This is a genomic window from Brachybacterium sp. AOP25-B2-12 (assembly GCF_052378625.1).
Lineage (GTDB): Bacteria > Actinomycetota > Actinomycetes > Actinomycetales > Dermabacteraceae > Brachybacterium.
In genome coordinates, this window is the sequence record NZ_JBQSXW010000005.1 from 132,503 (window position 1) to 156,966 (window position 24,464).

Here is a 24,464-nt window from a genome sequence, read left to right on the forward strand (position 1 = left end):
CATCCCGGGCGCCGCTCGGGACGGGTGGTAGCGGGTGACCGGGACACGCCGCGGAATCGACGGCGTGTCCCGGGGTCGGCTCAGCCGAAGCGGCGGCGCAGAGTCTCCTCGCGCAGCGCGCGGAGGTCCCCGACGGCGATCGTGTCCACGCCCTGGAGCTCGAGGGCGTCGCCCGTGGTCACGCCGATCCGCACGAGCGGGAAGGCCCGCGCTGTGCACATGTCGGTGAAGCGGACCTCCTCGGTGCGGGGGACCGCAACGATCGCCCGCGCGGAGGACTCCGCGACCAGGGCGGTCAGCACGTCCACGCCGTCGCGGGCCAGGAGGTCGTCCAGGACGATCCGGGCCCCGACGCCGAAGCGGCACACGGACTCGACGAGGGCTTGCACGAGCCCGCCCTCGGAGAGGTCGTGGGCGGCGTCGACCATGCCGTCGCGCGAGGCCGCCACGAGGATCTCGGCGAGCACCTTCTCCGCGGGCAGGTCGTCGCGCGGGGGCAGACCACCCAGGTGGTCGTGGATGACATCGGCCCAGGCGGAGCCCGAGAGCTCCTCGCGTGTCGTGCCCAGCAGGAAGATCGCCTGTCCCTCCTCCTGCCACCCCGAGGGGGTGCGCCGCGCGACGTCGTCGAGCACGCCCAGGACGCCCACCACCGGCGTGGGGTGGATCGCGGAGTCGATGCGCCCGGGCTCGCCGGTGGAGTTGTACAGCGAGACGTTGCCGCCGGTCACGGGCACGCCGAGCTCCCGGCAGCCCTCCGCGAGGCCGCCGATCGCCTCGACGAGCTGCCACATCGGGCCCGGGTCCTCGGGGGAGCCGAAGTTCAGGCAGTCGGTCACCGCGAGCGGTACGGCACCCGTGGTCGCGACGTTGCGGTACGCCTCGGCCAGGGCCAGCCGGGCGCCGGTGCGGGGATCGAGCTTGGTGTACCGGCCGTTGGCATCGGTCGCGAGCGCCACGCCGCGCCCGGTGGCCTCGTCGACGCGCAGGATCCCGGCGTCGTCCGGCATGGACAGCGCGGTGTTGCCGCCCACGTACCGGTCGTACTGGTCGGTGATCCAGCGGGTGGAGGCGAGGTTCGGGGACGCCAGCAGCGTCCGCACCTGCGCGGCGATCGCGGCCGGGTCGGTGGGCCGCGGCAGGTCCTCGGCGCGGTCGGCCTGGAGAGCGTCCTGCCAGGCCGGCCGGGCGTAGGGCCGGTCGTAGGTGGGGCCGCCGTGGGCCACGGTCACGGGGTCGACGTCGACGATCCGGCTCCCGAAGTGGTCGATCGTCAGGCGGCCGTCGCCGGTGACCTCGCCGATCACGGCGGTCTCGACGTCCCAGCGCCCGGTGATGGCCAGGAACTCCTCGAGCCGCTCGGGCCGGACGACGGCCATCATGCGCTCCTGGGACTCGCTCATGAGGATCTCGCCGGCCGTCAGCGTGGGGTCGCGCAGCAGCACCTCCTCGAGGTGCACGTGCATGCCGGAGCCGCCGTTGGAGGCGAGCTCGCTCGTGGCGCAGGAGATGCCTGCGGCGCCCAGGTCCTGGATGCCCTCGACGACGCCTGCGGCGTACAGGTCCAGGCAGCACTCGATGAGGACCTTCTCCATGAAGGGGTCGCCCACCTGGACGCTCGGGCGCTTGACGGGTCCGCCCTCGTCGAAGGTCTCCGAGGCCAGGATCGAGGCCCCGCCGATCCCGTCGCCGCCCGTCCGCGCGCCGAACAGCACGATCCTGTTGCCGGCACCGGTCGCCGAGGCCAGATGGATGTCCTCGTGGCGCAGCACGCCCACGCACAGCGCGTTGACCAGGGGGTTGGTCTGATAGGCCCGGTCGAACACGGTCTCGCCGCCGATGTTGGGCAGACCCAGGCTGTTGCCGTAGGAGCCCACCCCGGAGACGACGCCGTGGACGACGCGGGCGGTGTCGGGGGCGTCGATCGCGCCGAAGCGCAGCTGGTCCATGACCGCCACGGGGCGCGCGCCCATCGCGATGATGTCGCGGACGATCCCGCCGACGCCGGTCGCGGCGCCCTGGTGGGGCTCGACGTAGCTGGGGTGGTTGTGGGACTCGACCTTGAATGTCACGGCCCAGCCGTCGCCGATGTCCACGACGCCGGCGTTCTCGCCGATCCCCACCAGCAGGTGCTCGCGCATCGCCTCGGTGGTGGTCTCCCCGAACACCGCGAGGTGCTTCTTGGAGGACTTATACGAGCAGTGCTCGGACCACATGACGGAGTACATGGCGAGCTCGGCGTTGGTGGGGCGGCGCCCCAGGATCTCGCGGATCCGCGCGTACTCGTCGTCCTTGAGCCCCAGCTCCGCAAAGGGCTGGGGGCGGTCCGGCGTGGACTGCGCGTCCTCGACGGTGTCGATGTCCTCCCGCGGCGCGGTGGTGTCAGGGTGCACTGCGGGGCCGTGGGCCGAGGTGGGCTCGCTCATCGCTCGCGTCGTGATCCGTTTCGTCTCTCGCGCGGACCCGACGGGGGCCGCTCGTCGGCAGGACGGGCCCGTCCCGGGGCGGGGGACCCGACGACCATCCTACGACCGGGGCCCCGCACCGGAGGACGCTCAGGAGCGGGACCGCGCGCGGCGCTCCTCGTCCCGGCGTGCCCTGTGCAGCGCCTTCTCGCTCACGGGGGCGTCGGCGCTCGCGCGGAGACGGCGGAAGTACGCGGCCGCCTCCTCCTGGCGCTCGTGCTCGGCACCCAGGGCGATCGGCGCGCGCACGTGCGCGGGCTCGAGGCCGAAGGCGTCGACGAGGTCCAGGGCGTGGGGGCGCAGGCGCCACAGCAGGCGCAGCACGTCCTTCTTGAGCGCCCGACCGCGCTGGGCGGAGATCATCCCGTCCAGGAGGAACCAGGCGAGGTCGTCCTCGATGAGGGTGAGCCCGAACAGGTCGCGGAGGTCGGTGAGCACCGCGCGGGTGCCCTCGTCGGCGATGCCCTCGATGCCGGCGGTGAAGGCCCGCCAGCGCACGAGGTCGGCGTGGGCGCGCGAGGCGTCCAGGAGCTCCACCTGGTGCTTGTTGAGGATCGCGGCGGCCTCGTCGGGGGCCTTGCCGCTCGCGGAGCGCAGGGCCAGCGCCACCTCCTCGACCTTCAGGCGGGCGCGCTCGGTGAGCATGGCCTCCTGGAACTCCGCGCTGCGCAGCGACTGCGAGGAGCGCCGGGCGCTGCCTGCGTCCGAGGCGTTCTGCACGAGACGGTTCCACGGCGTGTGCCGCCGCGACAGCGCCTCGGCGCGCTGGGCGATGAAGCGGCCGATCCCCGCGGCGTCGATCGCCTTGAGGTCGCTCGTGTAGTCGGCGAGCAGACGCTTGCCCACGAGCTGCAGCAGGACGGTGTTGTCGCCCTCGAAGGTCGCGTAGACGTCGAGGTCGTGATGCAGCCCGACGAAGCGGTTCTCGGCGAGGAAGCCCTGGCCGCCGCAGGCCTCGCGGCACTCCTGGATGGTGTCCAGCGCGAGGCGGGTCGAGGTGGGCTTGAGCGCGGCCGCGAGCGTCTCGAGGTCCTCGCGGGCCTCCGGGGTGTCGCCGCGACCGGAGAACACGTCGTCGAAGGCGTGGAGCAGCTCCTCGTGGGCGAAGGCCCCGGCATAGGTCGCCGCGAGCTTGGGGAGCAGGCGGGCCAGATGGCTCTGATAGTCCAGCAGCACCGTCTCCTGGGTGGGGGAGGCTCCCGTGAACTGGCGGCGCTGGGTCGCGTAGCGGATCGCGATCTCCAGCGCGAGCTGGCTGGCCCGGATCGCGGAGCCGTCGAGGGACACGCGGCCCTGGACGAGGGTCCCCAGCATCGTGAAGAACCGACGCCCGGGGGACTCGATGGGGGAGGTGTACGTGCCGTCGGCGGCGACGTCGCCGTAGCGGTTGAGCAGGTTGGTCCGCGGGACGCGCACGTGGTCGAAGGCCAGGCGCCCGTTGTCGATGCCGTTCAGACCGCCCTTGGGGCCGTCGTCCTCGGAGCTGATCCCCGGCAGGAGCGCGCCGTCGGCGTCGCGGACGGGCACGTAGAAGCAGTGCACGCCGTGGTCGACGCCCTGGGTGATGAGCCGCGCGAACACGGTGGCGGCGCGGGCGTGGATGGCGGCGTTGCCCAGATAGTCCTTCCAGGCGGCCCGGAAGGGGGTGTTCAGCACCCACTCCTCGGTCTCGGCGTCATAGGTCGCCGTGGTCGCGAGGGACTGGACGTCCGAGCCGTGGCCGATCTCCGTCATCGCGAAGGCGCCGGGCGTCCGCAGCGACATGGCGTCCTCGATCCAGCGCTCGTGGTGCTCGCGCGAGCCGAGCTGGAGGATCGCGGAGGTGAACAGCCCCCACTGGACGCCTGCCTTGATCTGCAGGGAGGGGTCGGCCATGACGAGCTCCTCGAAGCCCGCGAGGTTGCCGCCGTTGTCGTTGGGTCCGCCGAGGGACTCCGGGAGCATGATCCGCGAGACGCCCTCGTCCGCCAGCAGCTGCATCTGCGTGAACACGCGCTCGCGGTGCTGCGCGACGGTGAGGTCCTCGACCCTCTGCAGCTCGGGGCGGGCCACCCGGTCGCGTGCGGCGCGGCGGACCTCCGCCCACGAGCCCAGCAGGACCTCGGTCAGGGCCGGGACGTCGATCCGGGGGGAGCCGGGCGGCGGCACCGGGATCGGACCGGTGGGCGTCGGCGAGGTGCCGGCGGCGGGAAGGGTGTCGGGCAGGGCGCGGGCGGCGGGAGCGGTCATCGGTGATTCTCCTTGAGGTGCGGCAGGATTCCGTGCATGAGCCAGGCGAGGAGCTCGTCGGTGAGCTCCTCGGCGTTGATGTGGGAGGGGGCCTCGTCCTCGGCCGTCATCCAGCGGTCCACGGCGCCCTGGACGAAGCCGACGGCCCCGGAGGACCAGACCTGTGCGCTCGCGGCCGGGATGCCGGACGGCAGGGCGGTGGCGACGAGGCGGGCGACGGACACGAGGAAGTGGTTGAGGCCCTCGCTGGGCCGGGTGACGAAGCGGTAGACGTGCGGGGAGGCCTCGGCCGCGGCGACGTAGGCCGAGATCATCGCCCGGATGCGCTGCTCGGGGCCCGCGGCGGCGCCGGAGTCCGCCTCGAGCTGGTCGAGCTGCTGGACGAGGCGGCGGTGCATGCCGGACAGGATGTGCATGCCGATCGCCCGCTGGAGCTGCGCCTTGTCGGCGAAGTAGCGATAGACGATGGACTTGGAGGTCCCCGAGGCCGCGGCGATGTCCTCCATGGTCACGTCGGGCCCCTGGGCGTGGATGAGGTGGCGGGCGATGTCGAGCATCTCGGCACGGCGCTGCTCGCGGTGCCGGGCCCAGCGCGAGGAGCGGCCGTCGACGCTCGGGACCTCCGGCTCCGAACCCGCGACCGGCACGGATGCCGTCGGGGGAGTGGTCGCGTCGATCGTCGGGGCTTGCGTGTCACCGTTCACGGAACCTAGAGTACCAAGTACCGACGGTTCTATGTAAAGGGGCGGCCGATCGCCGCCCCGGGAGAGGCACTGGCTGTGACCCACGACGGCACCACCCAGGACGGCACCACCACGACCGCTGCGCCCGCGGCCCCGCACGACGGACCGCAGGTGCTGCGCGACGCCCTCGTGCTGGGCGGCAACCGGATCCCCTTCGCCCGCAGCGGCGGCGCCTACGCCCGCGTCTCGGCCCAGGATCTCCTGACCGCCGCACTCGACGGCCTCGTGGCCCGGTACGGCCTCCAGGGCGCGCGCCTCGGCGAGGTCGCCGGCGGCGCCGTGCTCAAGCAGGCGGCGGATCTCAACCTCACCCGCGAGAGCGCGCTGGGCACCCCGCTGGACCCCCGCACCCCCGCGATCGACCTCTCCAAGGCCTGCGCGACCGGCCTGGAGACCGTCGTGCACGTGTCCAACGCGATCCGCCTGGGCCAGATCGACTCCGCGATCGCCTGCGGCGTCGACACCGCCTCGGACGCCCCCATCGAGGTCTCCGACCGCTTGCGACGGATCCTGCACGCCGTCAATGCCGCCAAGACCCCGGCGCAGCGGCTGCAGGCGCTCTCGCGCCTGCGCCCGGCCGATCTCGCCCCCAAGCCGCCCCGCAACGCCGAGCCCCGCACCGGCCTCTCGATGGGTGAGCACCAGGCGCAGACGGCCGCCCGCTGGGGGATCCGCCGCGAGGACCAGGACGCCCTCGCGCTCGCCTCCCACCAGCACCTCGCCGCGGCCTACGACAGCGGTCTGCTGGACGACCTCGTGACCGGGTACCGCGGACTCGCGCGCGACGAGAACCTGCGCCCGGGATCCACGCTCGACAAGCTCGCCTCCCTGAAGCCCGTCTTCGGCACCCGCAGCCCGCAGGTCGCCGAGCCGACGATGACCGCCGGCAACTCCACGCCGCTGAGCGACGGGGCGAGCTCCGTGCTGCTGGGCACCCGCGAGTGGGCCGCCGAGCGCAGGCTCACGCCGCTGGCCCGCTTCGTCGACGCCCGCGCTGGCGCCGTCGACTTCGTCCACGGCGACGAGGGCCTGCTGATGGCCCCCGCGTACGCCGTGCCGGAGCTGCTGGACGCCCACGGTCTCACCCTCGAGGACATCGACCTCGTCGAGATCCACGAGGCCTTCGCCTCCACGGTGCTCTCGACCCTCGCGGCCTGGGAGTCCGAGGAGTTCGGGCGCGAGCGCCTGGGCCGCGACGGCGCCTTCGGCACCGTGGATCGCAGCCGCCTGAACATCGCCGGCAGCTCGCTGGCCGCCGGGCACCCCTTCGCCGCGACGGGCGGTCGGATCGTCGCGACCCTCGCCAAGCTGCTGCACGCCCGCGCCGCCGAGACCGGCCGCCCCCAGCGCGGCCTCATCTCGATCTGCGCCGCCGGCGGGCAGGGCACTGTCGCCCTCCTCGAATCCGTCGCGTGACCGAGCCCCGCCCCGCACCCCGACCGGCCGCAGCGATCCCCCAGGAGAACAGCATGCCCACCACCGATCCCTACACCCGCTTCGTCCGCTCCGGCCCCGGGCGCGCGATCGCCACCAAGCTGGGCCTTCCCCGGCCCTCCCGGCTCCCGCGGCGCGGCGACCGCACCGCCGCGGTCCTGGACCCCGTCGTGGTCCTGGGCGCCGGGACCGGCGCCGAGACCATCGCCGCCGGGCTCCTGGACGGCGGAGCCGACGTGCGCCGCCGCTTCGAGGACCTCCGCGAGGTGGGCTCGGTCGTCATCGTGCTCGACGAGATCGCCCGGCCCACCGACATCGGCGACATCGTGCTCCCGCTGGCCGGGGCGATGCGTTCGCTGGCGCCCGGCGCACGGATCGTCACCATCTCCCGCCCGGCCACCGGCGGCGCCCAGGACCCCGCCACCGAGGCCGCCCGCGGCGGCGTCGAGGGCTTCGTCCGCTCCCTGGGCCACGAGGTCCGTCGCGGCGCCACGGCCAACGGGATCCTGGTGGCCGACGGCATCGCCCTGGACGCACCGTCGGTGACCGGGGCGCTCGGCTTCCTGCTCTCGGCCCGCAGCGCCTTCGTCGACGGGCAGTTCCTCACCGTCTCCACCGATGCCGGGACCCTGCCCGCGGACCCCCGGCGCCCGCTCGCCGGACGCACCGCTCTGGTCACCGGCGCCGCCCGCGGCATCGGCGCCGCGATCGCCCGCACCCTGGCCGCCGACGGCGCGCACCTCGTGCTGCTGGACGTCACCGCGGCGGGCACCGAGCTGGCCCGCCTGGCCAATGAGCTGCACGGCGTGCCGATCCAGCTCGACGTCACCGCGCCGAGCGCCCCGGACCGGCTCCTGGCGTTCTGCCGCGAGCGCGGGCTGCACCTGGACATCGTCGTGCACAACGCCGGGATCACGCGCGACAAGCTGTTCGCCAACATGACGCTCGATCGCTGGGACCCGGTGATCGCCGTGAACCTCTCCTCCCAGATCGCGATCAACGCGGCGCTGCTCGGCGCCCAGGACGTGCTGGGCACGGACCCCCGATTCGTCTCGCTCGCCTCGACGAGCGGGATCGCGGGCAACCGCGGCCAGACCAACTACGCCGTCTCCAAGGCGGGCGTGATCTCGCTGGTCCCGGCGCTGGCCGCACAGCTCGCCGCGCACGGCGGCACCGCCAACGCCGTCGCGCCCGGGTTCATCGAGACCGAGATGACCGCGAAGATCCCGCCCTTGCCGCGGGAGATCGCTCGCCGGGCCAACTCCCTCCAGCAGGGCGGGCTGCCGGTCGACGTCGCCGAGGCCGTCGCCTTCCTCGCCTCCCCGGCCGCGGGCGGCATCCAGGGGGACACCCTGCGGGTGTGCGGCCAGAACCTCGTGGGGCGGTGACCGGCATGAGCACGGACACCCCCGACACCGCCCGCGCCGCCGCCGGGACGGGACGGATCCGCGACCTGCGCGACGTGCCCAGCTTCCCGGCCGTCTGGGCCGCCGCGATCGCGCCGCGTCCCGGCGTGCGCCGCTCCCGCGAGCTGCCGGACGTGGCCTACCGCGTCCGCGACGTGCGGATCGACCCCGATCGCGCCGCCGCCTTCGACCACCTCGTGGGCGGTGCGGCGACGGATATCGTGCACCCCGGCGTGCTGCACGTGCTCGCCTTCCCGGTGTCCCTGGCCCTCATGGCGCGCCCCGGCTTCCCGGCGCCGCTGCCGGGCGTCGTGCACGTGTCCAACCGGATCCTCCAGCATCGGCCCATCCACGTGGGCGAGACCGTCGACGTCGAGTGCCGCGTGCAGGGTCTGCGACCCCACCACCGGGGACGCACCTTCGAGGCGGTCACGACGATCACCAGCGGGGACGACATCGTCGCGACCGACGTCTCGACCTACCTCGCCCGCGGCGAGGGCTCCGCGGGGCAGCGGCCCGAGCGCGAGGAGTTCGTGCCCCCGGCCGTGTCGGCCCGCTGGACGCTCCCGGCCGACATCGGACGCCGCTTCGCGCAGGTCTCCGGGGACGCCAACCCCATCCACGTCTCGGCGCTCGGCGCGAGGGCGTTCGGGTTCGGCTCGGCGATCGCCCATGGCATGTACACCGCATCCCGGGCGTTCTCCGGGGCCCGGGTGGACCTGCATCGGCCCTTCCGCTGGGACGCGACGTTCGACGCGCCGGTGACCATCCCCGGCACCGTGCTCGTGGGCTACACCGATGACGAGGTCGGCGGGCGCCCGCGCACGGGGGCCGTCGGCTGGAAGCCCGCCCGGGAGGGCAGGGCCCCGCGCCCCGCGTTCACGATCGAGGTCGAGACCCTCGGGTGAGCATGCGCGGCGCTGGCCGGCGTCCAGGGGCGGCGGCGGACGCCCCGCCTAGACTGACCGGCATGCCTGTTACCCCTGCGACCTGCCAGGACGTGCCGCTCGCGGACGTGCCGACGTGCCGTCGGAGCCTTCGCGAGGAGGGCCTCCATGTCTGATGCCTCCCACCCGGCTGCCCCCGAGCCCGATCGGGTCGACCGGCTGATCCTCGAGATCGCCGCGACGGAGGCGCCCCTGTCGGCCGCGGGCGCGATCGTCGTCGTCGGCGATGTCACCGGTGCGCTGACCGATGCCGCGCTCGCCGCCGGGGCCCCGGTGCTCTCGTGGTCGGACTCCGCGCACGCCGGCCGCGGCCTCGCGGCGCGTCACCGCGTGGCCTTCGACGCCGGGGCGCTGCGGATCACCGCCGACGACGGACAGGACGCCGAGCACGGCGGGCTCACCGCGGCGATCGCAGACCTCGTCCGCGGGACGGCGCCGGGGCGGGAACGGGTCGTGGTGCTCGCCCGCCTGCCGCGCGCCGTGCGGGCCGTCGCGGACCTCGGCCTCGCGCTGGCCGCCGGTGGCGCCGGGCACCCGGTGGCCCTCGTCGCGGGCGGCCGCGTCAAGCACATGACGCGCGCCTTCAACCCCGCCCTCGAGGAGGGCTTCGCCCACGTCCACGCGACGCGCGGCAGCGGCAGCGCCCGGTGCCTGGTGGCCCGCGGCCCGCGCGAGGCGGCGGACGCGGCCGGCACCTTCGTGGGGACCGCGACGGTGCGCGTCGCCGGGGCGGACCGCACGATCTCCCTGCGCGGCATCGGCGACGTGTTCGGCGGGGCCGATCCCGATCGGGGCAGCCTCCTGCTGCTCGGGGCGCTCGACCGGGCCTGGACGGCCGCCGGATACGGGGCGGACCCCGTGGTGCCGGCCGTCGGCCCGAGCTCGCGCGCCGCCGTGCCGCCCGCGGACGTCCTGGACCTCGGCTCCGGGAACGGCCTGCTCACGGCCTACCTCGCGGCCCGCCTGCCCCATGCGCGGGTCCACGGCAGCGATGACCATCTCGACGCCGTGCGCTCGACCCGTGCCACCCTCGCCGCGTCCGGCCTCCTGCGGTCCGAGGTGACGGTGGGATGGGACGACGCGCTGTCGGCACGGCCGGACGGCTCGGCCGACGCGGTGCTGCTGAACCCGCCCTTCCACGACGGACCGGGCATCGACCCGACGCTCGTGCAGGGCCTGCTCGATGCCGTGGCACGCGTGCTGCGCCCCGGCGGGGAGCTGTGGCTCGTGCACAACTCCCACCTGCGCTACCGCACCGAGATCGAGCGCCGCGTGGGCCGCGTCGTCCAGCGGGCGCGCGACCGGCGCTTCACCGTGCTCTCGGCGGTGCGACGCGGCTGAGGGATGCCCCGTCGCCGAGGCCGGAGGCGCTGCTGCGCCCGGTCGGGTCCGTGCCCGCGGTGATGCACCGGGAGCGCGCGCCGACGGTCGTGCCCGGGTGCGCGCTCCCGGCCCCCGCGGGGATCAGGCGACGAGCGCGCCGATCACCGAGGTGAACAGGCCCAGGCCGTCGGTGCCGGTGCGGGTGCCCCGACCGGGCTCGTCGGGGCCGAAGCCCGCCTCGACCGCGTGCTCGGGGTGGGGCATGAGCCCCACCACGTTGCCGCGCTCGTTCGTGATGCCCGCGATGTCATGGCGCGAGCCGTTGGGGTTGGCCTCGAAGCCCGCAGGGCCGTGCGTCGCGCCCTCGACGTAGCGGAAGACGATCCGGCCGGACCCCTCGAGCTCGGCGAGGGTCTCCTCGTCGGCCACGAACTGCCCGTCCTGGTTCTTCAGCGGGACCCGGATCACCTGGTCCTGCGCGAACACCGAGGTCCACGGGGTGGCGACGTTCTCGACCCGCAGCGGCTGGTCGCGGCACATGAACGTGCGGTGGGCGTTCTTGATCATCGAGCCCGGCAGCAGGTGCGACTCGCACAGGATCTGGAAGCCGTTGCAGATGCCGAGGACGGGCATGCCCCCGCGGGCGGCGTCCACGACGCGGTCCATGACCGGGGCGAAGCGGCTGATGGCGCCGGCGCGGAGGTAGTCGCCGTAGGAGAACCCGCCGGGCAGCACCACGGCGTCGACGCCGTGGAGGTCGGCGTCGCCGTGCCACAGTGCGACGCCCTCGGCGCCCGCGAGGTGCACGGCGCGCAGCGCGTCCCGGTCGTCCAGGGTGCCGGGGAACGTGACGACCCCGATGCGGGTCATGAGCCCTCCCCGGGGACGGCCTCGACGTCGATCGCGACGACGTCCTCGATGACCGGATTGGACAGCAGCGTCGCCGCGGCCTCGCGGAGGTTCGCGAGTACGTCCTCGGTGACCTCGCCGTCGACCTCGAGCTCGAAGCGCTTGCCCTGGCGGACGTCGGAGATGCCCTCGAAGCCCAGGCGGGGCAGGGCGCCGGCGACGGCCTTGCCCTGGGGGTCGAGGATCTCGGGCTTGGGCATCACGTGCACGACGACACGGGGCATGAGGACTCCTGGCAGGCGGTGGGAGGGGCCGGGCCACGGGTGGGCGCGCGGCGGACGTCCCCCCCATTCTAGGGACCGTGGGCGATAGGTTCGAGGCGGACGGATCGCGCGGGCCGTGCGCACGGTGCGGCCGCGACCCCGAGGTGAGGAGACCCCATGCGCATCCAGCACCTGCAGCACGCGTGCCTGCTGGTCGAGACGGCAGGCCGGAGGATCCTCGTGGACCCGGGCGGCTTCAGCCCCGAGGCGGCCGGGGTCTCGGACCTGGACCTCGTGCTCGTGACCCATCAGCACGCCGACCACGTCGACCCGGGCCTGCTCTCCGACCTCCTCGCAGCCAGCCCCCGCGCCCTCGTGGTGGCCGAGCCCGAGACCGCCGCGCAGATCGCGGACGTGGTCCGCGAGGCGCCCGGGGAGCGCACCGTCGAGCCGCTCGCCTCCGGGCAGCGGGTCGAGATCGAGGACGTGTCCGTGGCCGCGGTGGGCGGCGCCCACGCCGAGATCCACCCCGACGTGCCGCGCGTGGGCAACGTCGGCTACGTGATCGCCGCCGACGGCGAGCCGACGCTCGGCATCACCGGGGACTCGCTCGCCGTGGTCGAGGGGTTCCGGGGGATCGACGTGCTGGCCTTCGCGCTCGTGGCCCCGTGGTCCAAGGTCTCCGAGACCGTCGACTTCCTGCGCGCGACCGCACCCCGGCTCGCGCTGCCCGTCCACGACGCCATCGCGAGCGCGGCGGGCCGGGCCGTGCACCTGGGACACGCGACGCGCCTGGCCCCGGCGGTCACGGAGGTCCGGGACTGGCCCGAGGACGGCGTGGTGGAGATCGTGCGCGACTGAGGGCGGGCACCGGACAGGGAGCCGACCTCGGTGTCCCGAGCGGACACCGAGGCCTGCACGCGGTCCCGGCACCCTCGTCCCGGGACCCGGCTCATCGGGTGGACCCGGCGCCCTCGGGCCGGGCCCCGGCTCAGAAGGTGGTGCCGGTCAGCCGCTCGTAGGCCTCGACGTACCGCTCGCGGGTCGCGGCCACGACGGCCTCGGGCAGCACCGGCGGCGGCCCATCGGCGGCGAGGTCCCAGCCGGACTCCGGTGACGTCAGCCAGTCGCGGACGAACTGCTTGTCCAGGCTCGGCTGCACGACGCCCTCGCGGTACGTGTCGGCGAACCAGAAGCGCGAGGAGTCCGGGGTCAGGACCTCGTCGCCGAGGGTGAGCGTGCCGTCGGTGCGGGAATGCCCGAACTCGAGCTTGGTGTCGGCCAGGAGGATCCCGCGGTCCGCGGCGATCTGCAGCGCCCGCTGGTACACCGCGACCGACGTCGCCTCGAGCGTGTCCACGAGCTCCGTGCCCAGGCGCTTCCCGGCCTCGGCCACGGTGATGTTCTCGTCGTGCTCGCCCTGCTCCGCCTTGGTCGCGGGCGTGAAGATCGGTCGGGGGAGTCGCGATGCCTCGACCAGTCCGGCGGGCAGCTCGTGGCCGCCGACGGCCCCCGTGGCGCGGTAGTCGGCCAGGCCCGAGCCCGTCAGGTAGCCCCGCACGACGCACTCCAGCGGCACCATGTCCAGCCCCCGGCACACCAGCGCGCGCCCCTCGACGGCGGCGGGCACCGGCTCGTCGAGCACGTGGTGGGGCACGAGGCCCGCGAGCTGGTCGAACCAGAAGCGGCTCAGCGCGGTGAGGATCCGGCCCTTGTCGGGGATCCCGGGGGACAGGGCATGGTCGTACGCGCTGATGCGGTCGGTCGCGACGACGAGCACGGTGCGGGCCGTGGACGGATCCTCGCCCGAGGGCACGTAGAGCTCGCGGACCTTGCCGCTGACGGCGAGGTCCCAGCCCGGCAGGCTCGGCGCGGAAAGCAGGGGCTCGGACGCGGTGCTCATGCGGTGGCCTCCTGGGTGGGGTCGCCCTGATCTGCCGCCGTGTCCGGGGCCGCGGACTCGGCCCTGCTCGGGGTGGCGTCATCGACCGGGGGAGCGAGGAGGGCGGGAGCGTGCTCCGACGCCGCCTCGGCGATGTCGCGACGGTGGTGGGAGCCCTCCAGCGCCACGGCGTCGGCGCCGGCGAGGGCCTGCGCCCGGGCGCTCGCGAGGTCGGGCCCGGTGCCCACCACGGCCAGCACACGGCCTCCGGCGCTCACGAGCCGTCCCTCGTCGTCGATCGCGGTGCCGGCGTGGATGACGTGCGCTCCGTCGGCCTGTGCGGCGTCGAGCCCGGTGATGGGGTCGCCCGTGCGGGGAGCGGCGGGGTAGCCGGCCGCGGCGACCACCACGGCCACGGCGGCCTCGTCGTGCCAGCGCGGGGCGTCCTGTGCGGCGAGCCGACCCTCGGACGCCGCGAGCAGCAGCGGGGACAGCGGGGAGGCGAGCCGTTCGAGCACGACCTGCGTCTCCGGGTCCCCGAAGCGGGCGTTGAACTCGACCACCCGCACGCCGCGGGCCGTCAGCGCGAGCCCGCAGTAGAGGATGCCGACGAACGGCGTGCCGCGCCGCGCGAGCTCGTCGATCGTGGGGCGGGCGACCGTCCGCACGACCTCGTCGACCAGGTCGGCCGGGGCCCAGGGCAGCGGCGAGTAGGCGCCCATGCCACCGGTGTTGGGGCCTTCGTCGCCGTCCAGGGCGCGCTTGAAGTCCTGGGCGGGCGCGAGGGGGACGACGGCGGTGCCGTCGGAGACGCAGAACAGGGACACCTCGGGGCCGTCCAGGTACTCCTCGAGGACGACGGATCCGCCCGCCGCGAGGCAGGTGCGCCCGTGGGCGAGGGCCGCCTCCCGGTCGCCCGTGACGACGACGCCCTTGCCGGAGGCCAGGCCGTCGGCCTTGACCACGAAGGGCACGTCGCCGAGGGGGTTGACGCGGTCGAGCCCGGCGTCGAGCAACGCGGGGTCCGTGACGGTGACCGAGAGGGCGGTGGGGACGCCCGCCGCCTCCATGATCTCCTTGGCCCAGGTCTTGGAGCCCTCGAGCCGCGCGGCCTCGGCGCTCGGTCCGAAGACCGTGATGCCCGCCTCGCGGAGCCGATCGCCGAGGCCGGCGACCAGCGGCGCCTCGGGGCCGATCACGACGAGGTCCGCCGCGAGGTCGCGGGCCAGGGCCGTGAGGCCGTCGAGGTCGTCCACGGCGACGGCGTGGCAGGCGGCGAGCTCCGCGATGCCGGGGTTGCCCGGCGCGGCGTGCAGCTCGGGGGCGGGGGAGTCGAGGTGCAGACGGCGGACGATCGCGTGCTCGCGACCGCCCCCGCCGATGACGAGGATCTTCACGGGGCCACAGTACCGATCCGTCTACGATCGGACCCCATGGCCGTTCCCGTCCCCGATGCCCCCGTCGCCCCCGAGCTCCCGGCGGCCGCCTTCGCGGCATCGTCGGCCGACGATGCCGCGTCCCGAGGATCCGGGGCTCGAGCAGGCGAGCGGACCGGCGGTTCCGCCGCGGTGACTGCGGACGCCGTCGAGCAGGAGGGCGTGACCTGCGAGGGCTCGACGGTCCGTCTGCGCCTGGACCTCGCCTACGACGGCACCGACTTCTTCGGCTGGGCGGTCCAGCCCGGTCAGCGGACCGTGCAGGGGGTGCTCGAGCACGCCCTCGCGCTGGTGACCCGCGAGCCGGTGCGGGTGGTGGTGGCCGGGCGCACCGATGCTGGGGTCCACGCCCGCGAGCAGGTCGTGCACCTGGATCTCCCCGCCGCCCGCCTGGCCCGGATGCCGGGCCGTTCGGACCGCAGCCCCGAGGAGGCGCTGCTGGACCGGCTGATCGGCGTGCTCCCGGACGATGTGGTCGTGCACCGGCTGCGCCGCGTCCCGCCGGAGTTCGAGGCGCGCTTCGGCGCGCTGTGGCGGCGATACCGCTACCGGATCGCGGACCTCCCCGAGACCCAGGACCCGTTGCGCCGCGACGTGCTGCGTCAGCGACGCCCGCTGGACCTCGCCGCGATGGCGCGGGCCAGCGAGGTGCTGGTCGGGGAGCACGACTTCCTCTCCTTCTGCCGCCCCCGCGAGCACGCGACCACGATCCGGACCCTCCAGGAGCTCAGCTGGACGCGCCCTGCGGCCGGTCGCGTCGACGGCGGGCTCGTCGTCGCGACGGTCCAGGCCGACGCCTTCTGCCACCACATGGTGCGCTCCCTGGTGGGGACCCTGCTCGTGGTGGGGCAGGGACGCCGGGGCGAGGACTACCCCGCCGAGGTGCTGGCGGCCCGCACCCGGCGCGCCGCACGACGCCACGGGGTCGGCTCCGCGCCGCTCGCCGCCGCCGTCGGCCTCACCCTCGAGCACATCGAGTACCCGCCCGATCACCTCCTCGCCGAGCGCGCGGAGGCCGTCCGGAGGCTCCGCGAGGCGCCGGTCGCCTGACCTCGCCCGGGCACGACACGCGGGACGACGCGAGGCGGCCCCGCGGAGCCCCGGCGAGCATCGTGCGGGCAGCTCCGGTCCGCACTGCCGACGTGGACTCGGACACATTCGGTCCGCGAACGCGCGACGTCGCAGGTCAGGTCGAGATGCGGGCGGGCAGGCCGCATCTGCCCACGTTGACCTGCGCCCCCGCGGCCCGGTAGGTTGGACCGCTGTCGTGCCTTGTGCGCGCCCTGCCCGTTGCCGAGATCTCACCCTCGGCGCGCAAGGGGTCCTCACACGCACACACGATCCGCCCCACCGGCACGTCCGGGATCGGGGATGGGCTCGGGGCTCGACGCACAGGCCATGCTTTACCCGAAGGAAGCGTGTCCACGGTCCATCGAATAGCGACCCGGCCACTGCGTGCATCGTCACGCCCGGGTCGCACCGACGAGAGAAGAAGGCACGAGTGCGTACGTTCACCCCGAAGCCCGGCGATGTCGAGCGTTCCTGGTACGTCATCGACGCAACGGATGTCGTCCTCGGCCGGCTCGCTTCCCAGGCTGCTCAGCTGCTGCGGGGCAAGCACAAGCCGGTCTTCGCACCCCACGTGGATGCAGGCGACTACGTCATCATCATCAACGCCGACAAGGTCGCGCTGACCGGGAACAAGCGGGAGACCAAGCTGGCCTACCGCCACTCCGGTCACCCGGGCGGCCTGCGCGGCATCAAGTACTCCGAGCTGCTCGAGAAGCGCCCGGAGAAGGCAGTGGAGAAGGCCATCAAGGGCATGCTCCCGCACAACACGCTGGCGTCCGAGCAGATCAAGAAGCTCAAGGTCTACGCCGGCGCGGAGCACCCCCACGCGGCGCAGCAGCCGCAGACCTTCACCATCACCCAGGTGGCGCAGTGACGGGCTCGCGCCCGCTCACCGCCCAGCAGCACGGAATGTTCTGAGGAGAACCGTGACCGAGACCACCCCCGAGATCGTCGAGGACGAGACCGTCCCCACGAACTTCACCACCGAGTCGTCCGACGAGGCCCCCGTGGGCCGTGGCACGTCGATCAGCGCCCCCGGCGCCGGTACCGGCCGTCGCAAGGAGGCCATCGCGCGCGTGCGCCTGGTCCCCGGCAGCGGCACCTGGACCGTCAACGGGCGCGACCTGGAGACGTACTTCCCCAACAAGGTCCACCAGCAGGAGGTCAACGAGCCCTTCCGCGTGCTGGACCTCCAGGGCCGCTTCGACGTCATCGCCCGCATCAGCGGCGGCGGCGTCTCCGGCCAGGCCGGCGCCCTGCGCCTGGGCGTGGCCCGTGCGCTGAACCAGATCGACGAGGAGACCAACCGCGCGACCCTCAAGAAGGCCGGGTTCCTCACGCGTGACGCCCGCGTCATCGAGCGCAAGAAGGCCGGCCTCAAGAAGGCCCGCAAGGCCCCGCAGTACTCCAAGCGCTGATCGATCCCGATCACCGCTGGTCACAGGACCCCGGCACCGTCATGGTGCCGGGGTCCTGTGCGTCCGGGGGCGTGACCTCCCGTCGGGCGTTCGCGTCGCGGACCACCTCCCACGCGGTGACGAGATCCGTCTGATCGGTCGATGCGACGAGCACCCGCGTGACGGCGACGTCCTCCGGCGTCGCGCCCGCCTCCGCGAGGGCGATCCGCAGGTTCGCGATGCACCTCGCGGCCTGTGCGGCGATGTCGCACGGCCCCTGGTGCGAGGCTCCGAGGACTCCGTGGAGGGGTCACGTGCGAGGTCGCCGGCCCGATGCCGAGGAATGCGCGCACGCGGGATCCGGCGGCGGCCGGCGCCAGGCCCTAGGCTCGCCGCCATGACGACCGGGCGTTCGCGATGGTGGGCCGGTCCGCTGGACGTCGAGACGCTGGCGGCCGAGGCCGTCGACGGCGTCGTCGAGGCCACCGCCGCCGTCGCACGCGCCCGGGGATCCGACGCCGCGGTCTCGACCTGCGATGCGCTCGTCGCGGCGTCCTTCGCCGCCTTCGAGAACCTGCGGATCGACGGGGCGGCGCCGGCGACCTGGGCCGAGCTGTCCGGATTCGTCGCCGCGAGGGACGGCTGGGTGCGGGTGCACGCCAAATACCCCCACCATGCCGAGGCGGTCCGCCGCGCCCTCGGGGTCGAGGGCCGTGGCGACCTCGAGAGGGCATGTGCGCGGAGCGATGCGACGGACCTCGAGGAGCGCATCCTGGGCGCGGGCGGGATCGCCGCGGCCGTGCGGACGCCCGCCCGGTGGAGCGCCGGTCCCCACGGCCTCGCCACGGCGGGAGAGCCATGGTCGCAGGTGACGGATCGGGGTGCCCGTCCGCCGCTTCCCGAGCTGACGGGCGATGCGCACGACCCCTCGAGCCGGACCCCGGGTGCCGGCACGCCGATGCCCGCGGACGCCCGCGGACTGCTGGCGGGGGTGAGGGTGCTGGACCTGACCCGCGTGATCGCGGGGCCCACCTGCAGCCAGCTCCTCGCGTGCCTCGGGGCCGACGTGCTCCGCATCGACCCGCCCCACCGGCCCGAGATCGCGGCGCAGCACCTCGCCACGGGGATGGGGAAGCGGTCTGCCGTCCTGGACCTGCGCCAAGAGGCCCGGGCAGCCCGGGCGCTCGCCCGTGCAGCGGACGTCGTGCTCACGGGGTACCGTCCCGGCGCGCTCGAGGTCCTCGGGCTCGGGACCGAGGATCTCGAGAAGCTGGCACCGGAGGCCGTGGTCGTGCAGCTCTCCGCCTGGGGTGACACCGGACCCTGGGGGCGCCGCGCAGGATTCGACTCGATCGTCCAGGCCGCCACGGGCATCGCGATCCTCTGCGCACCAGGGAGCGTCCGGGCGCTCTGCCGGTGCAGGTGCTGGATCACGCCAGCGGGCACCTGATGGCGGCGCACGTGCTCACGGCGCTCGCCGAGGCCCGCGCCCGCACCGTGCGCGTGAGCCTCCTGGGGGCCGCCCGCACGCTCCTGGCCGCCCCACGGCCGGGACCCGGGGAGGTCGTGACGCCTCCCGTCGACCGCACACGACAGGACAGCGACGGCCTCATTGTGGACGCCGTCCCACCACCGCTCCTGGTCGACGGCACCGGGATCACGCGGAAGATCGGGCCGTACGGGGCCGCTCTGCCGCGGTGGCTCGAGCGGTGAGGTCCCGGCCCGGAGCCCACCTGCGACGGGTACAGTCGCATCGGTCCGGCCCGGGCGGCCCCCGCACGCCCGGCGCCCTGCCCCCGAACCTCATGAGGAGACACCTGTGGCACGACTCTTCGGCACCGACGGCGTGCGCGGACGCGCCAACGTCGACATCACGGCGGAGCTCGCCGTCGAGCTCTCCGTCGCCGCGGCGCACGTCCTGGCGACGCTCGGCGCCTTCGACGGCACCCGCCCGCGCGCGATCGTCGCCCGCGACACCCGCCCCTCCGGCGACTTCCTCTCGGCCGCCGTCGCCGCGGGACTCGCCTCCGCGGGGGTCGACGTGGAGGACGCCGGCGTGCTGCCCACCCCCGGCCTCGCCTACCTCGTGGAGTCCTCGGGCGCGGACCTCGGCGTGATGCTCTCGGCCTCGCACAACCCGGCCCCGGACAACGGCATCAAGTTCTTCGCGCGCGGCGGCACCAAGCTGCCCGACGAGGTGGAGGACGCCATCGAGGCCCGCCTCGACGAGAAGTGGGACCGCCCCCAGGGGGACCGGGTCGGCGCGATCCGCGAGTACCCGCTGGCCGTGGACCAGTACGTCGGCCATCTGGTCCAGACCCTCAGCCGTCCCCTGGACGGCCTGACGGTCGTCGCGGACTGCGCCAACGGCGCCGCCTTCCGCTCGGGACCGGCGGTGCTGCAGGCCGCGGGCGCGACCGTCCACGTGATCGGCGACCGCACCGACGGCAAGCAGATCAACGAGGACTGCGGATCCACCCATCTGGAGGGCCTGCAGGAGGCCGTCGTGCGACGGGGGGCGGACGTCGGCGTCGCCTTCGACGGGGACGCCGACCGCTGCCTCGCGGTCGACGCCGAGGGCACGATCGTCGACGGCGACCAGCTCATGGGCATCCTGGCGCTGGCGCTGTCGGATCGCGGCGAGCTGCCCGACCACACGCTCGTGGCCACCGTCATGTCCAACCTGGGCCTGCGGATCGCGATGCGCAAGCACGGCATCGCGGTGATCCAGACCGCGGTGGGGGACCGCTACGTCCTCGAGGAGATGAACCGCGGCGATCACCCGATCGGCGGGGAGCAGTCCGGCCACGTCGTCATGAGCCGCTACGCGACCACCGGCGACGGCGAGCTCACGGCCCTGCACGTGCTGCAGAGGATGATCGAGACCGGATCCACGCTCGCCGAGCTCGCCGGCGTCGTCCAGCGCCTGCCGCAGGTGATGATCAACGTCCAGGGCGTCGACAAGACCCGCGCGGGCATCGACCGGGGCGTCGTCCAGGCGGTGGCCCAGGCCGAGGCCGAGCTGGGCGAGACCGGCCGGGTGCTGCTGCGGCCCTCCGGGACCGAGCCCGTGGTGCGGGTGATGGTCGAGGCGGCCACCCATGAGCAGGCCCAGGAGATCACCGAGCGCCTGGCCGCGATCGTCCAGGAGCGCCTCGCCCTGTGAGCGGGAGCGCCGCGCGCGTCACGGGGCGTGCGGCGCGCCGTGCACCTCGGTGTGGATCCGCTCCATCCGCACGTCGAGCTCCGTCGCGGACTCCGCCGCGTCCGTGAGGTCGTCCAGCAGCGACTGGGGGACGTGCCCGTCGTACTTGTAGTAGATCTTGTGCTCGAGGCTGGCCCAGAAGTCCATCGCGATGGTGCGGATCTGGATCTCCACGGGAACCAGCGTGCGCTCGGTCGCGAGGTACACGGGCACGTCGACGATCGCGTGCAGGCTCCGGTAGCCGTTGGGCTTGGGATGGGCGATGTAGTCCTTGACCACCCGCACCGAGAGGTCGTCCTGGTTCTGCAGCAGATCCAGCACCCGATACGTGTCGCGGACGAAGCTGCAGGTCACACGCACACCGGCGATGTCCAGCAGGTGCTCGCCCACCTCGGCGGTGGTGGGGCCGATGCCCAGGCGCCGCGCCTTGGCCAGGATCGAGTCCGCGCTCTTGACCCGGCTGGAGACGTGCTCGATCGGGTTGTGGTCGTGCAGGGAGGAGAAGTCGTCGTTGAGGATCGACACCTTCGTCTCGACCTCACGGATCGCGTACTCGTAGCGCAGCATGAACCGGGTGTACTCGTCGCGCAGGGACCGCAGCGTCTCGGGCGTCAGCGGCTCCCGGTGGGCGATCGCCCAGGGCACGACCGAGCCCTCGGCATGGGACGGAAGAGCCGTCTCCGAGGGCTCGGCGGACACGGGCTCGCGGCCCTCGGCGGGGACGGCACTGTCTGCGCTCATGGGGCGATCACACCACCGCGCCCTGGACGGATGGTGACATCCCCGCCCCGGATCGCCCCGTGGTGCCCTGCCGTGAGGGGACGCCCGGCGCCCCTCAGACGCGACGCAGGAGCACGCTGTGCACCTGGTGGTCGCCACCCTTGCGCAGCACGAGGTCCGCGCGGCCGCGGGTGGGCAGGACGTTCTCGACGAGGTTCGGGCCGTTGATCGTGTCCCAGATGCGGTGCGCGGTCGCCCGGGCGTCGTCGTCGCTGAGCTCGGCGTAGCGCCGGAAGTAGGACTGCGGATCGGCGAACGCCGTCTCCTTGAGCCGGAGGAAGCGGTCGACGTACCAGCGGCGCACGTCCTCGGTCCGCGCGTCGACATAGACCGAGAAGTCGAAGTAGTCCGAGACGGCGAGGCCGATCCGGCCGTCCCGCCGGGGCCGGGCCGGCTGCAGGACGTTCAGGCCCTCGAGGATCAGCACGTCGGGCCGCTCGACCACCACGGTCTCGTGCTCGACGATGTCGTAGACGAGATGGGAGTACACGGGTGCCTCGACGCGGTCGAGCCCGGACTTCACGTCGGCCACGAAGCGCAGCAGCGCCCTGCGGTCGTAGCTCTCGGGGAAGCCCTTGCGGTGCATGATGCCGCGCCGCTCGAGCTCGTCGTTGGGGTACAGGAAGCCATCGGTCGTCACGAGCTGCACGCGCGGGGTCTCGGGCCAGCGCGCCATGAGCTCCCGCAGCAGGCGCGCGGTGGTGGACTTGCCGGCCGCGACGGAGCCCGCCACCCCGATCACGTACGGGGTGCGGCGCAGGCTCTCGTCGAGGAACTCCCCGCGGGCATGGCGCAACGACTGCGCGGCCGCGACCTGGATCCCGAGCAGGCGGGAGATCGGCCGGTAGATCTCGTCGACCTCGCGCAGATCCGAGAGGTCCCCGAGCCCCCGCAGCTTCGCGACGTCCTCCTCCGAGAGCGGCAGCGGCGTCTGCCGGGACAGGCGCGCCCAGTCCTCCCGGGGGATCTCGTCGAAGGGGGTGGTGGCGCTGCGCGCCGTCGCGGACCTCATGGATGCACATTGTGCCCGATCGTGACGGCTCGTGCGCGCGGCCAGGCACCCCCGCGCACCCACCCCTCCGGACGTGACCGACACCTCCGCGGGACCCGCCGATCGCGCTGGTCAGCGGCCGATCCGCCGTTAGTGTGAGGGCCATGTGTGGAATCGTCGGATACGCCGGTCCGCGGCGTCAGACCCCGTCCGTCCGCCCTGTCGAGGTCGTCCTCGCGGGCCTGAGCCGTCTGGAGTACCGGGGGTACGACTCGGCGGGTGTGGCCGTCCTCGAGGACGGTCACGTGCGCATCGACAAGCGCGCCGGCAAGCTCGCCAACCTCCGCGAGGCGCTCGCCGGACGCGAGTCCTCCGACAGCCAGGTCGCGATCGGGCACACCCGCTGGGCCACCCACGGCGCGCCCACCGACGCCAACGCCCACCCGCACCGCGGCGGCCGCCACGGCGAGCTGGCCCTGGTCCACAACGGCATCATCGAGAACTTCGCGCCGCTGCGCGACGAGCTCGTGGCCGACGGCTTCACCTTCGTCTCCGAGACCGACTCCGAGGTCGCCGCGCACCTCGTGGCGCGCGAGATGGAGCGCCCGGAGATCGGCGGGGACCTCACCGAGGCGATGCGCCAGGTCGTCGCGCGCCTCGAGGGCGCCTTCACGCTCCTCGCGATCCACGAGGCCGCCCCGGACCGGGTGGTGGCGGCCCGCCGCAACTCCCCGCTGGTCGTCGGCCTCGGGGACGGCGAGAACTTCCTGGGCTCGGACGTCGCCGCCTTCATCGACTCCACCAAGGAGGCGCTCGAGGTGGGACAGGACCAGATCGTCACCGTCACCGCCGAGGACGTCTCCGTGATCGGCTTCGACGGCACGCCCGTCACCGACTCCAAGCGCTACACGATCGAGTGGGACGCGACGGCCGCCCAGAAGGGCGGCTACCCCTCCTTCATGGCCAAGGAGATCCACGAGCAGGCGGCGGCCGTGGCCGACACCCTGCGCGGCCGCATCGAGAACGGGCACCTGCACCTCGACGAGATGAAGATCGACGAGTCGGTGCTGCGCAGCATCGACAAGATCGTCGTCGTCGCCTGCGGGACCGCCGCCAACGCCGGCAGCGTCGTGAAGTACGCGATCGAGCACTGGTGCCGGATCCCCGTCGAGGTGGAGCTGGCCCACGAGTTCCGCTACCGCGACCCCGTGGTCAATGAGAAGACCCTCGTGGTCGCGATCTCGCAGTCCGGGGAGACGATGGACACCCTGATGGCCGTGCGCCACGCCCAGGAGCAGGGCGCCAAGGTCATCGCGATCTGCAACACCCGCGGCTCGACCATCGCCCGCGAGGCCGACGCCGCGCTGTACCTGCACGTCGGGCCGGAGATCGCGGTCGCCTCGACGAAGGCCTACCTGGGACAGATCGCCGCCTGCTACCTGCTGGGGCTCTACCTCGCGCAGGTCCGCGGAAACCTCTACCCCGACGAGATCCAGGCGATCATGGGGGACCTCGAGGAGCTGCCCGGCAAGGTCCAGGAGGTGCTCGACGCCTCGGGGCAGGTCGAGGAGCTGGCCCGCGAGATGGCCGATGCCACCTCAGTGCTGTTCCTGGGTCGCCACGTCGGCTACCCCACCGCGATGGAGGGGGCGCTCAAGCTCAAGGAGATCGCCTACATCCACGCCGAGGGCTTCGCCGCCGGCGAGCTCAAGCACGGCCCGATCGCCCTGGTCGAGCCCGGCCAGCCCGTCTTCGTCATCGTGCCCTCGCCGCGCGGACGCGACTCCCTGCATTCCAAGGTGGTCTCCAACATCCAGGAGATCCGCGCCCGCGGCGCCCGCACCCTCGTGATCGCCGAGGAGGGGGACACCGCCGTCGAGCCCTACGCCGACGTCGTGATCCGGGTGCCCTCGACCCGCACGCTGTTCGCGCCGCTGCTGACGGTGATCCCGCTGCAGATCTTCGCCTGCGAGCTCGCGACGGCCAAGGGGCTCGACGTCGATCAGCCCCGCAACCTCGCCAAGTCCGTCACCGTCGAGTGAT

The 24,464-nt window shown here is 73.8% G+C and carries 21 protein-coding genes; 12 read left to right on the top strand and 9 right to left on the bottom strand.

What is annotated here, in order from left to right; all coding sequences use genetic code 11:
• Positions 1–80: 80 nt before the first annotated feature.
• From purL to ACT3TZ_RS05635, 3 genes are all read right to left on the bottom strand, one after another.
• Positions 81–2,426 carry a phosphoribosylformylglycinamidine synthase subunit PurL gene (purL, locus tag ACT3TZ_RS05625; RefSeq protein ID WP_444582414.1) on the bottom strand — a complete coding sequence of 782 codons (2,346 nt, stop codon included), beginning with the start codon at positions 2,424–2,426 and terminating at the stop codon, positions 81–83.
• A 129-nt stretch (positions 2,427–2,555) separates the two neighbouring features.
• Entirely contained in the window at positions 2,556–4,694 is a 2,139-nt protein-coding gene (locus ACT3TZ_RS05630) for an acyl-CoA dehydrogenase family protein (protein ID WP_444582415.1), read from the bottom strand.
• Positions 4,691–5,398 (bottom strand): TetR/AcrR family transcriptional regulator, encoded by a 708-nt coding sequence (locus ACT3TZ_RS05635; protein WP_444582416.1) that lies wholly within the window; start codon positions 5,396–5,398, stop codon positions 4,691–4,693. Before ACT3TZ_RS05635 ends, ACT3TZ_RS05630 begins: the two co-directional genes overlap by 4 nt.
• A 75-nt stretch (positions 5,399–5,473) precedes the next feature.
• On the opposite strand from ACT3TZ_RS05635, the gene ACT3TZ_RS05640 reads away from it, so the two are divergent.
• The 4 genes from ACT3TZ_RS05640 (at position 5,474) to ACT3TZ_RS05655 (ending at position 10,565) form a co-directional block, all read left to right on the top strand.
• Positions 5,474–6,853 carry an acetyl-CoA C-acetyltransferase gene (locus ACT3TZ_RS05640; protein ID WP_444582417.1) on the top strand — a complete coding sequence of 460 codons (1,380 nt, stop codon included), beginning with the start codon at positions 5,474–5,476 and terminating at the stop codon, positions 6,851–6,853.
• Between the two features lie 53 nt (positions 6,854–6,906).
• Positions 6,907–8,259, top strand: a complete 1,353-nt coding sequence (locus ACT3TZ_RS05645; protein WP_444582418.1) for a 3-oxoacyl-ACP reductase — start codon at positions 6,907–6,909, stop codon at positions 8,257–8,259.
• A 5-nt stretch (positions 8,260–8,264) separates the two neighbouring features.
• Positions 8,265–9,185: a MaoC/PaaZ C-terminal domain-containing protein gene (locus ACT3TZ_RS05650; protein WP_444582419.1), complete on the top strand. Its 921-nt coding sequence runs from the start codon at positions 8,265–8,267 to the stop codon at positions 9,183–9,185.
• Positions 9,186–9,332: 147 nt separating this feature from the next.
• The gene (locus ACT3TZ_RS05655; protein ID WP_444582420.1) at positions 9,333–10,565 is read left to right on the top strand and encodes a class I SAM-dependent methyltransferase; all 1,233 of its coding nucleotides are present in this window, start codon (positions 9,333–9,335) and stop codon (positions 10,563–10,565) included.
• 123 nt (positions 10,566–10,688) lie between these two features.
• On the opposite strand, the gene purQ is transcribed toward ACT3TZ_RS05655, so the two are convergent.
• Positions 10,689–11,417: a phosphoribosylformylglycinamidine synthase subunit PurQ gene (gene purQ / locus ACT3TZ_RS05660; RefSeq protein ID WP_444582421.1), complete on the bottom strand. Its 729-nt coding sequence runs from the start codon at positions 11,415–11,417 to the stop codon at positions 10,689–10,691.
• A complete protein-coding gene (purS, locus tag ACT3TZ_RS05665; RefSeq protein WP_444582422.1) occupies positions 11,414–11,680 on the bottom strand; it encodes a phosphoribosylformylglycinamidine synthase subunit PurS in 267 nt (88 codons plus the stop codon). Before purS ends, purQ begins: the two co-directional genes overlap by 4 nt.
• Positions 11,681–11,836: 156 nt before the next feature.
• Here purS and ACT3TZ_RS05670 point away from each other — a divergent pair, with 156 nt between their 5' ends.
• Entirely contained in the window at positions 11,837–12,520 is a 684-nt protein-coding gene (locus tag ACT3TZ_RS05670; protein ID WP_444582423.1) for an MBL fold metallo-hydrolase, read from the top strand.
• 130 nt (positions 12,521–12,650) lie between these two features.
• Here the strand turns inward: ACT3TZ_RS05670 and ACT3TZ_RS05675 are convergent, their stop codons facing one another.
• Together ACT3TZ_RS05675 and purD are read right to left on the bottom strand one after the other, a co-directional pair.
• Positions 12,651–13,562, bottom strand: a complete 912-nt coding sequence (locus ACT3TZ_RS05675) for a phosphoribosylaminoimidazolesuccinocarboxamide synthase (protein ID WP_444582424.1) — start codon at positions 13,560–13,562, stop codon at positions 12,651–12,653.
• Positions 13,559–14,938 carry a phosphoribosylamine--glycine ligase gene (gene purD / locus ACT3TZ_RS05680; protein WP_444582425.1) on the bottom strand — a complete coding sequence of 460 codons (1,380 nt, stop codon included), beginning with the start codon at positions 14,936–14,938 and terminating at the stop codon, positions 13,559–13,561. Before purD ends, ACT3TZ_RS05675 begins: the two co-directional genes overlap by 4 nt.
• Before the next feature lie 36 nt (positions 14,939–14,974).
• On the opposite strand from purD, the gene truA reads away from it, so the two are divergent.
• The 6 genes from truA to glmM all read left to right on the top strand — a co-directional run bounded on the left by truA (position 14,975) and on the right by glmM (position 20,611).
• On the top strand, positions 14,975–16,027 hold the full coding sequence (truA, locus tag ACT3TZ_RS05685; protein ID WP_444582426.1) for a tRNA pseudouridine(38-40) synthase TruA: 1,053 nt from the start codon (positions 14,975–14,977) through the stop codon (positions 16,025–16,027).
• 451 nt (positions 16,028–16,478) lie between these two features.
• Positions 16,479–16,922, top strand: coding sequence for a 50S ribosomal protein L13 (gene rplM / locus ACT3TZ_RS05690; RefSeq protein WP_444582427.1), 444 nt, complete (start codon positions 16,479–16,481; stop codon positions 16,920–16,922).
• A gap of 52 nt (positions 16,923–16,974) precedes the next feature.
• Complete coding sequence (gene rpsI / locus ACT3TZ_RS05695) at positions 16,975–17,466, top strand: 30S ribosomal protein S9 (RefSeq protein ID WP_444582428.1); 492 nt, start codon at positions 16,975–16,977, stop codon at positions 17,464–17,466.
• 376 nt (positions 17,467–17,842) lie between these two features.
• Entirely contained in the window at positions 17,843–18,895 is a 1,053-nt protein-coding gene (locus tag ACT3TZ_RS05700; RefSeq protein WP_444582429.1) for a CoA transferase, read from the top strand.
• An 11-nt stretch (positions 18,896–18,906) separates the two neighbouring features.
• Complete coding sequence (locus ACT3TZ_RS05705) at positions 18,907–19,158, top strand: hypothetical protein (protein ID WP_444582430.1); 252 nt, start codon at positions 18,907–18,909, stop codon at positions 19,156–19,158.
• Between the two features lie 106 nt (positions 19,159–19,264).
• Positions 19,265–20,611: a phosphoglucosamine mutase gene (glmM, locus tag ACT3TZ_RS05710; protein ID WP_444582431.1), complete on the top strand. Its 1,347-nt coding sequence runs from the start codon at positions 19,265–19,267 to the stop codon at positions 20,609–20,611.
• A gap of 18 nt (positions 20,612–20,629) precedes the next feature.
• Here the strand turns inward: glmM and ACT3TZ_RS05715 are convergent, their stop codons facing one another.
• Positions 20,630–21,391 (bottom strand): GTP pyrophosphokinase, encoded by a 762-nt coding sequence (locus ACT3TZ_RS05715; RefSeq protein ID WP_444582432.1) that lies wholly within the window; start codon positions 21,389–21,391, stop codon positions 20,630–20,632.
• Between the two features lie 94 nt (positions 21,392–21,485).
• The gene (gene coaA / locus ACT3TZ_RS05720) at positions 21,486–22,442 is read right to left on the bottom strand and encodes a type I pantothenate kinase (protein ID WP_444582433.1); all 957 of its coding nucleotides are present in this window, start codon (positions 22,440–22,442) and stop codon (positions 21,486–21,488) included.
• A 143-nt stretch (positions 22,443–22,585) separates the two neighbouring features.
• Between coaA and glmS the strand changes: the two genes are divergently transcribed.
• Positions 22,586–24,463 carry a glutamine--fructose-6-phosphate transaminase (isomerizing) gene (gene glmS, locus ACT3TZ_RS05725; RefSeq protein WP_444582434.1) on the top strand — a complete coding sequence of 626 codons (1,878 nt, stop codon included), beginning with the start codon at positions 22,586–22,588 and terminating at the stop codon, positions 24,461–24,463.
• Position 24,464 lies beyond the last annotated feature (1 nt).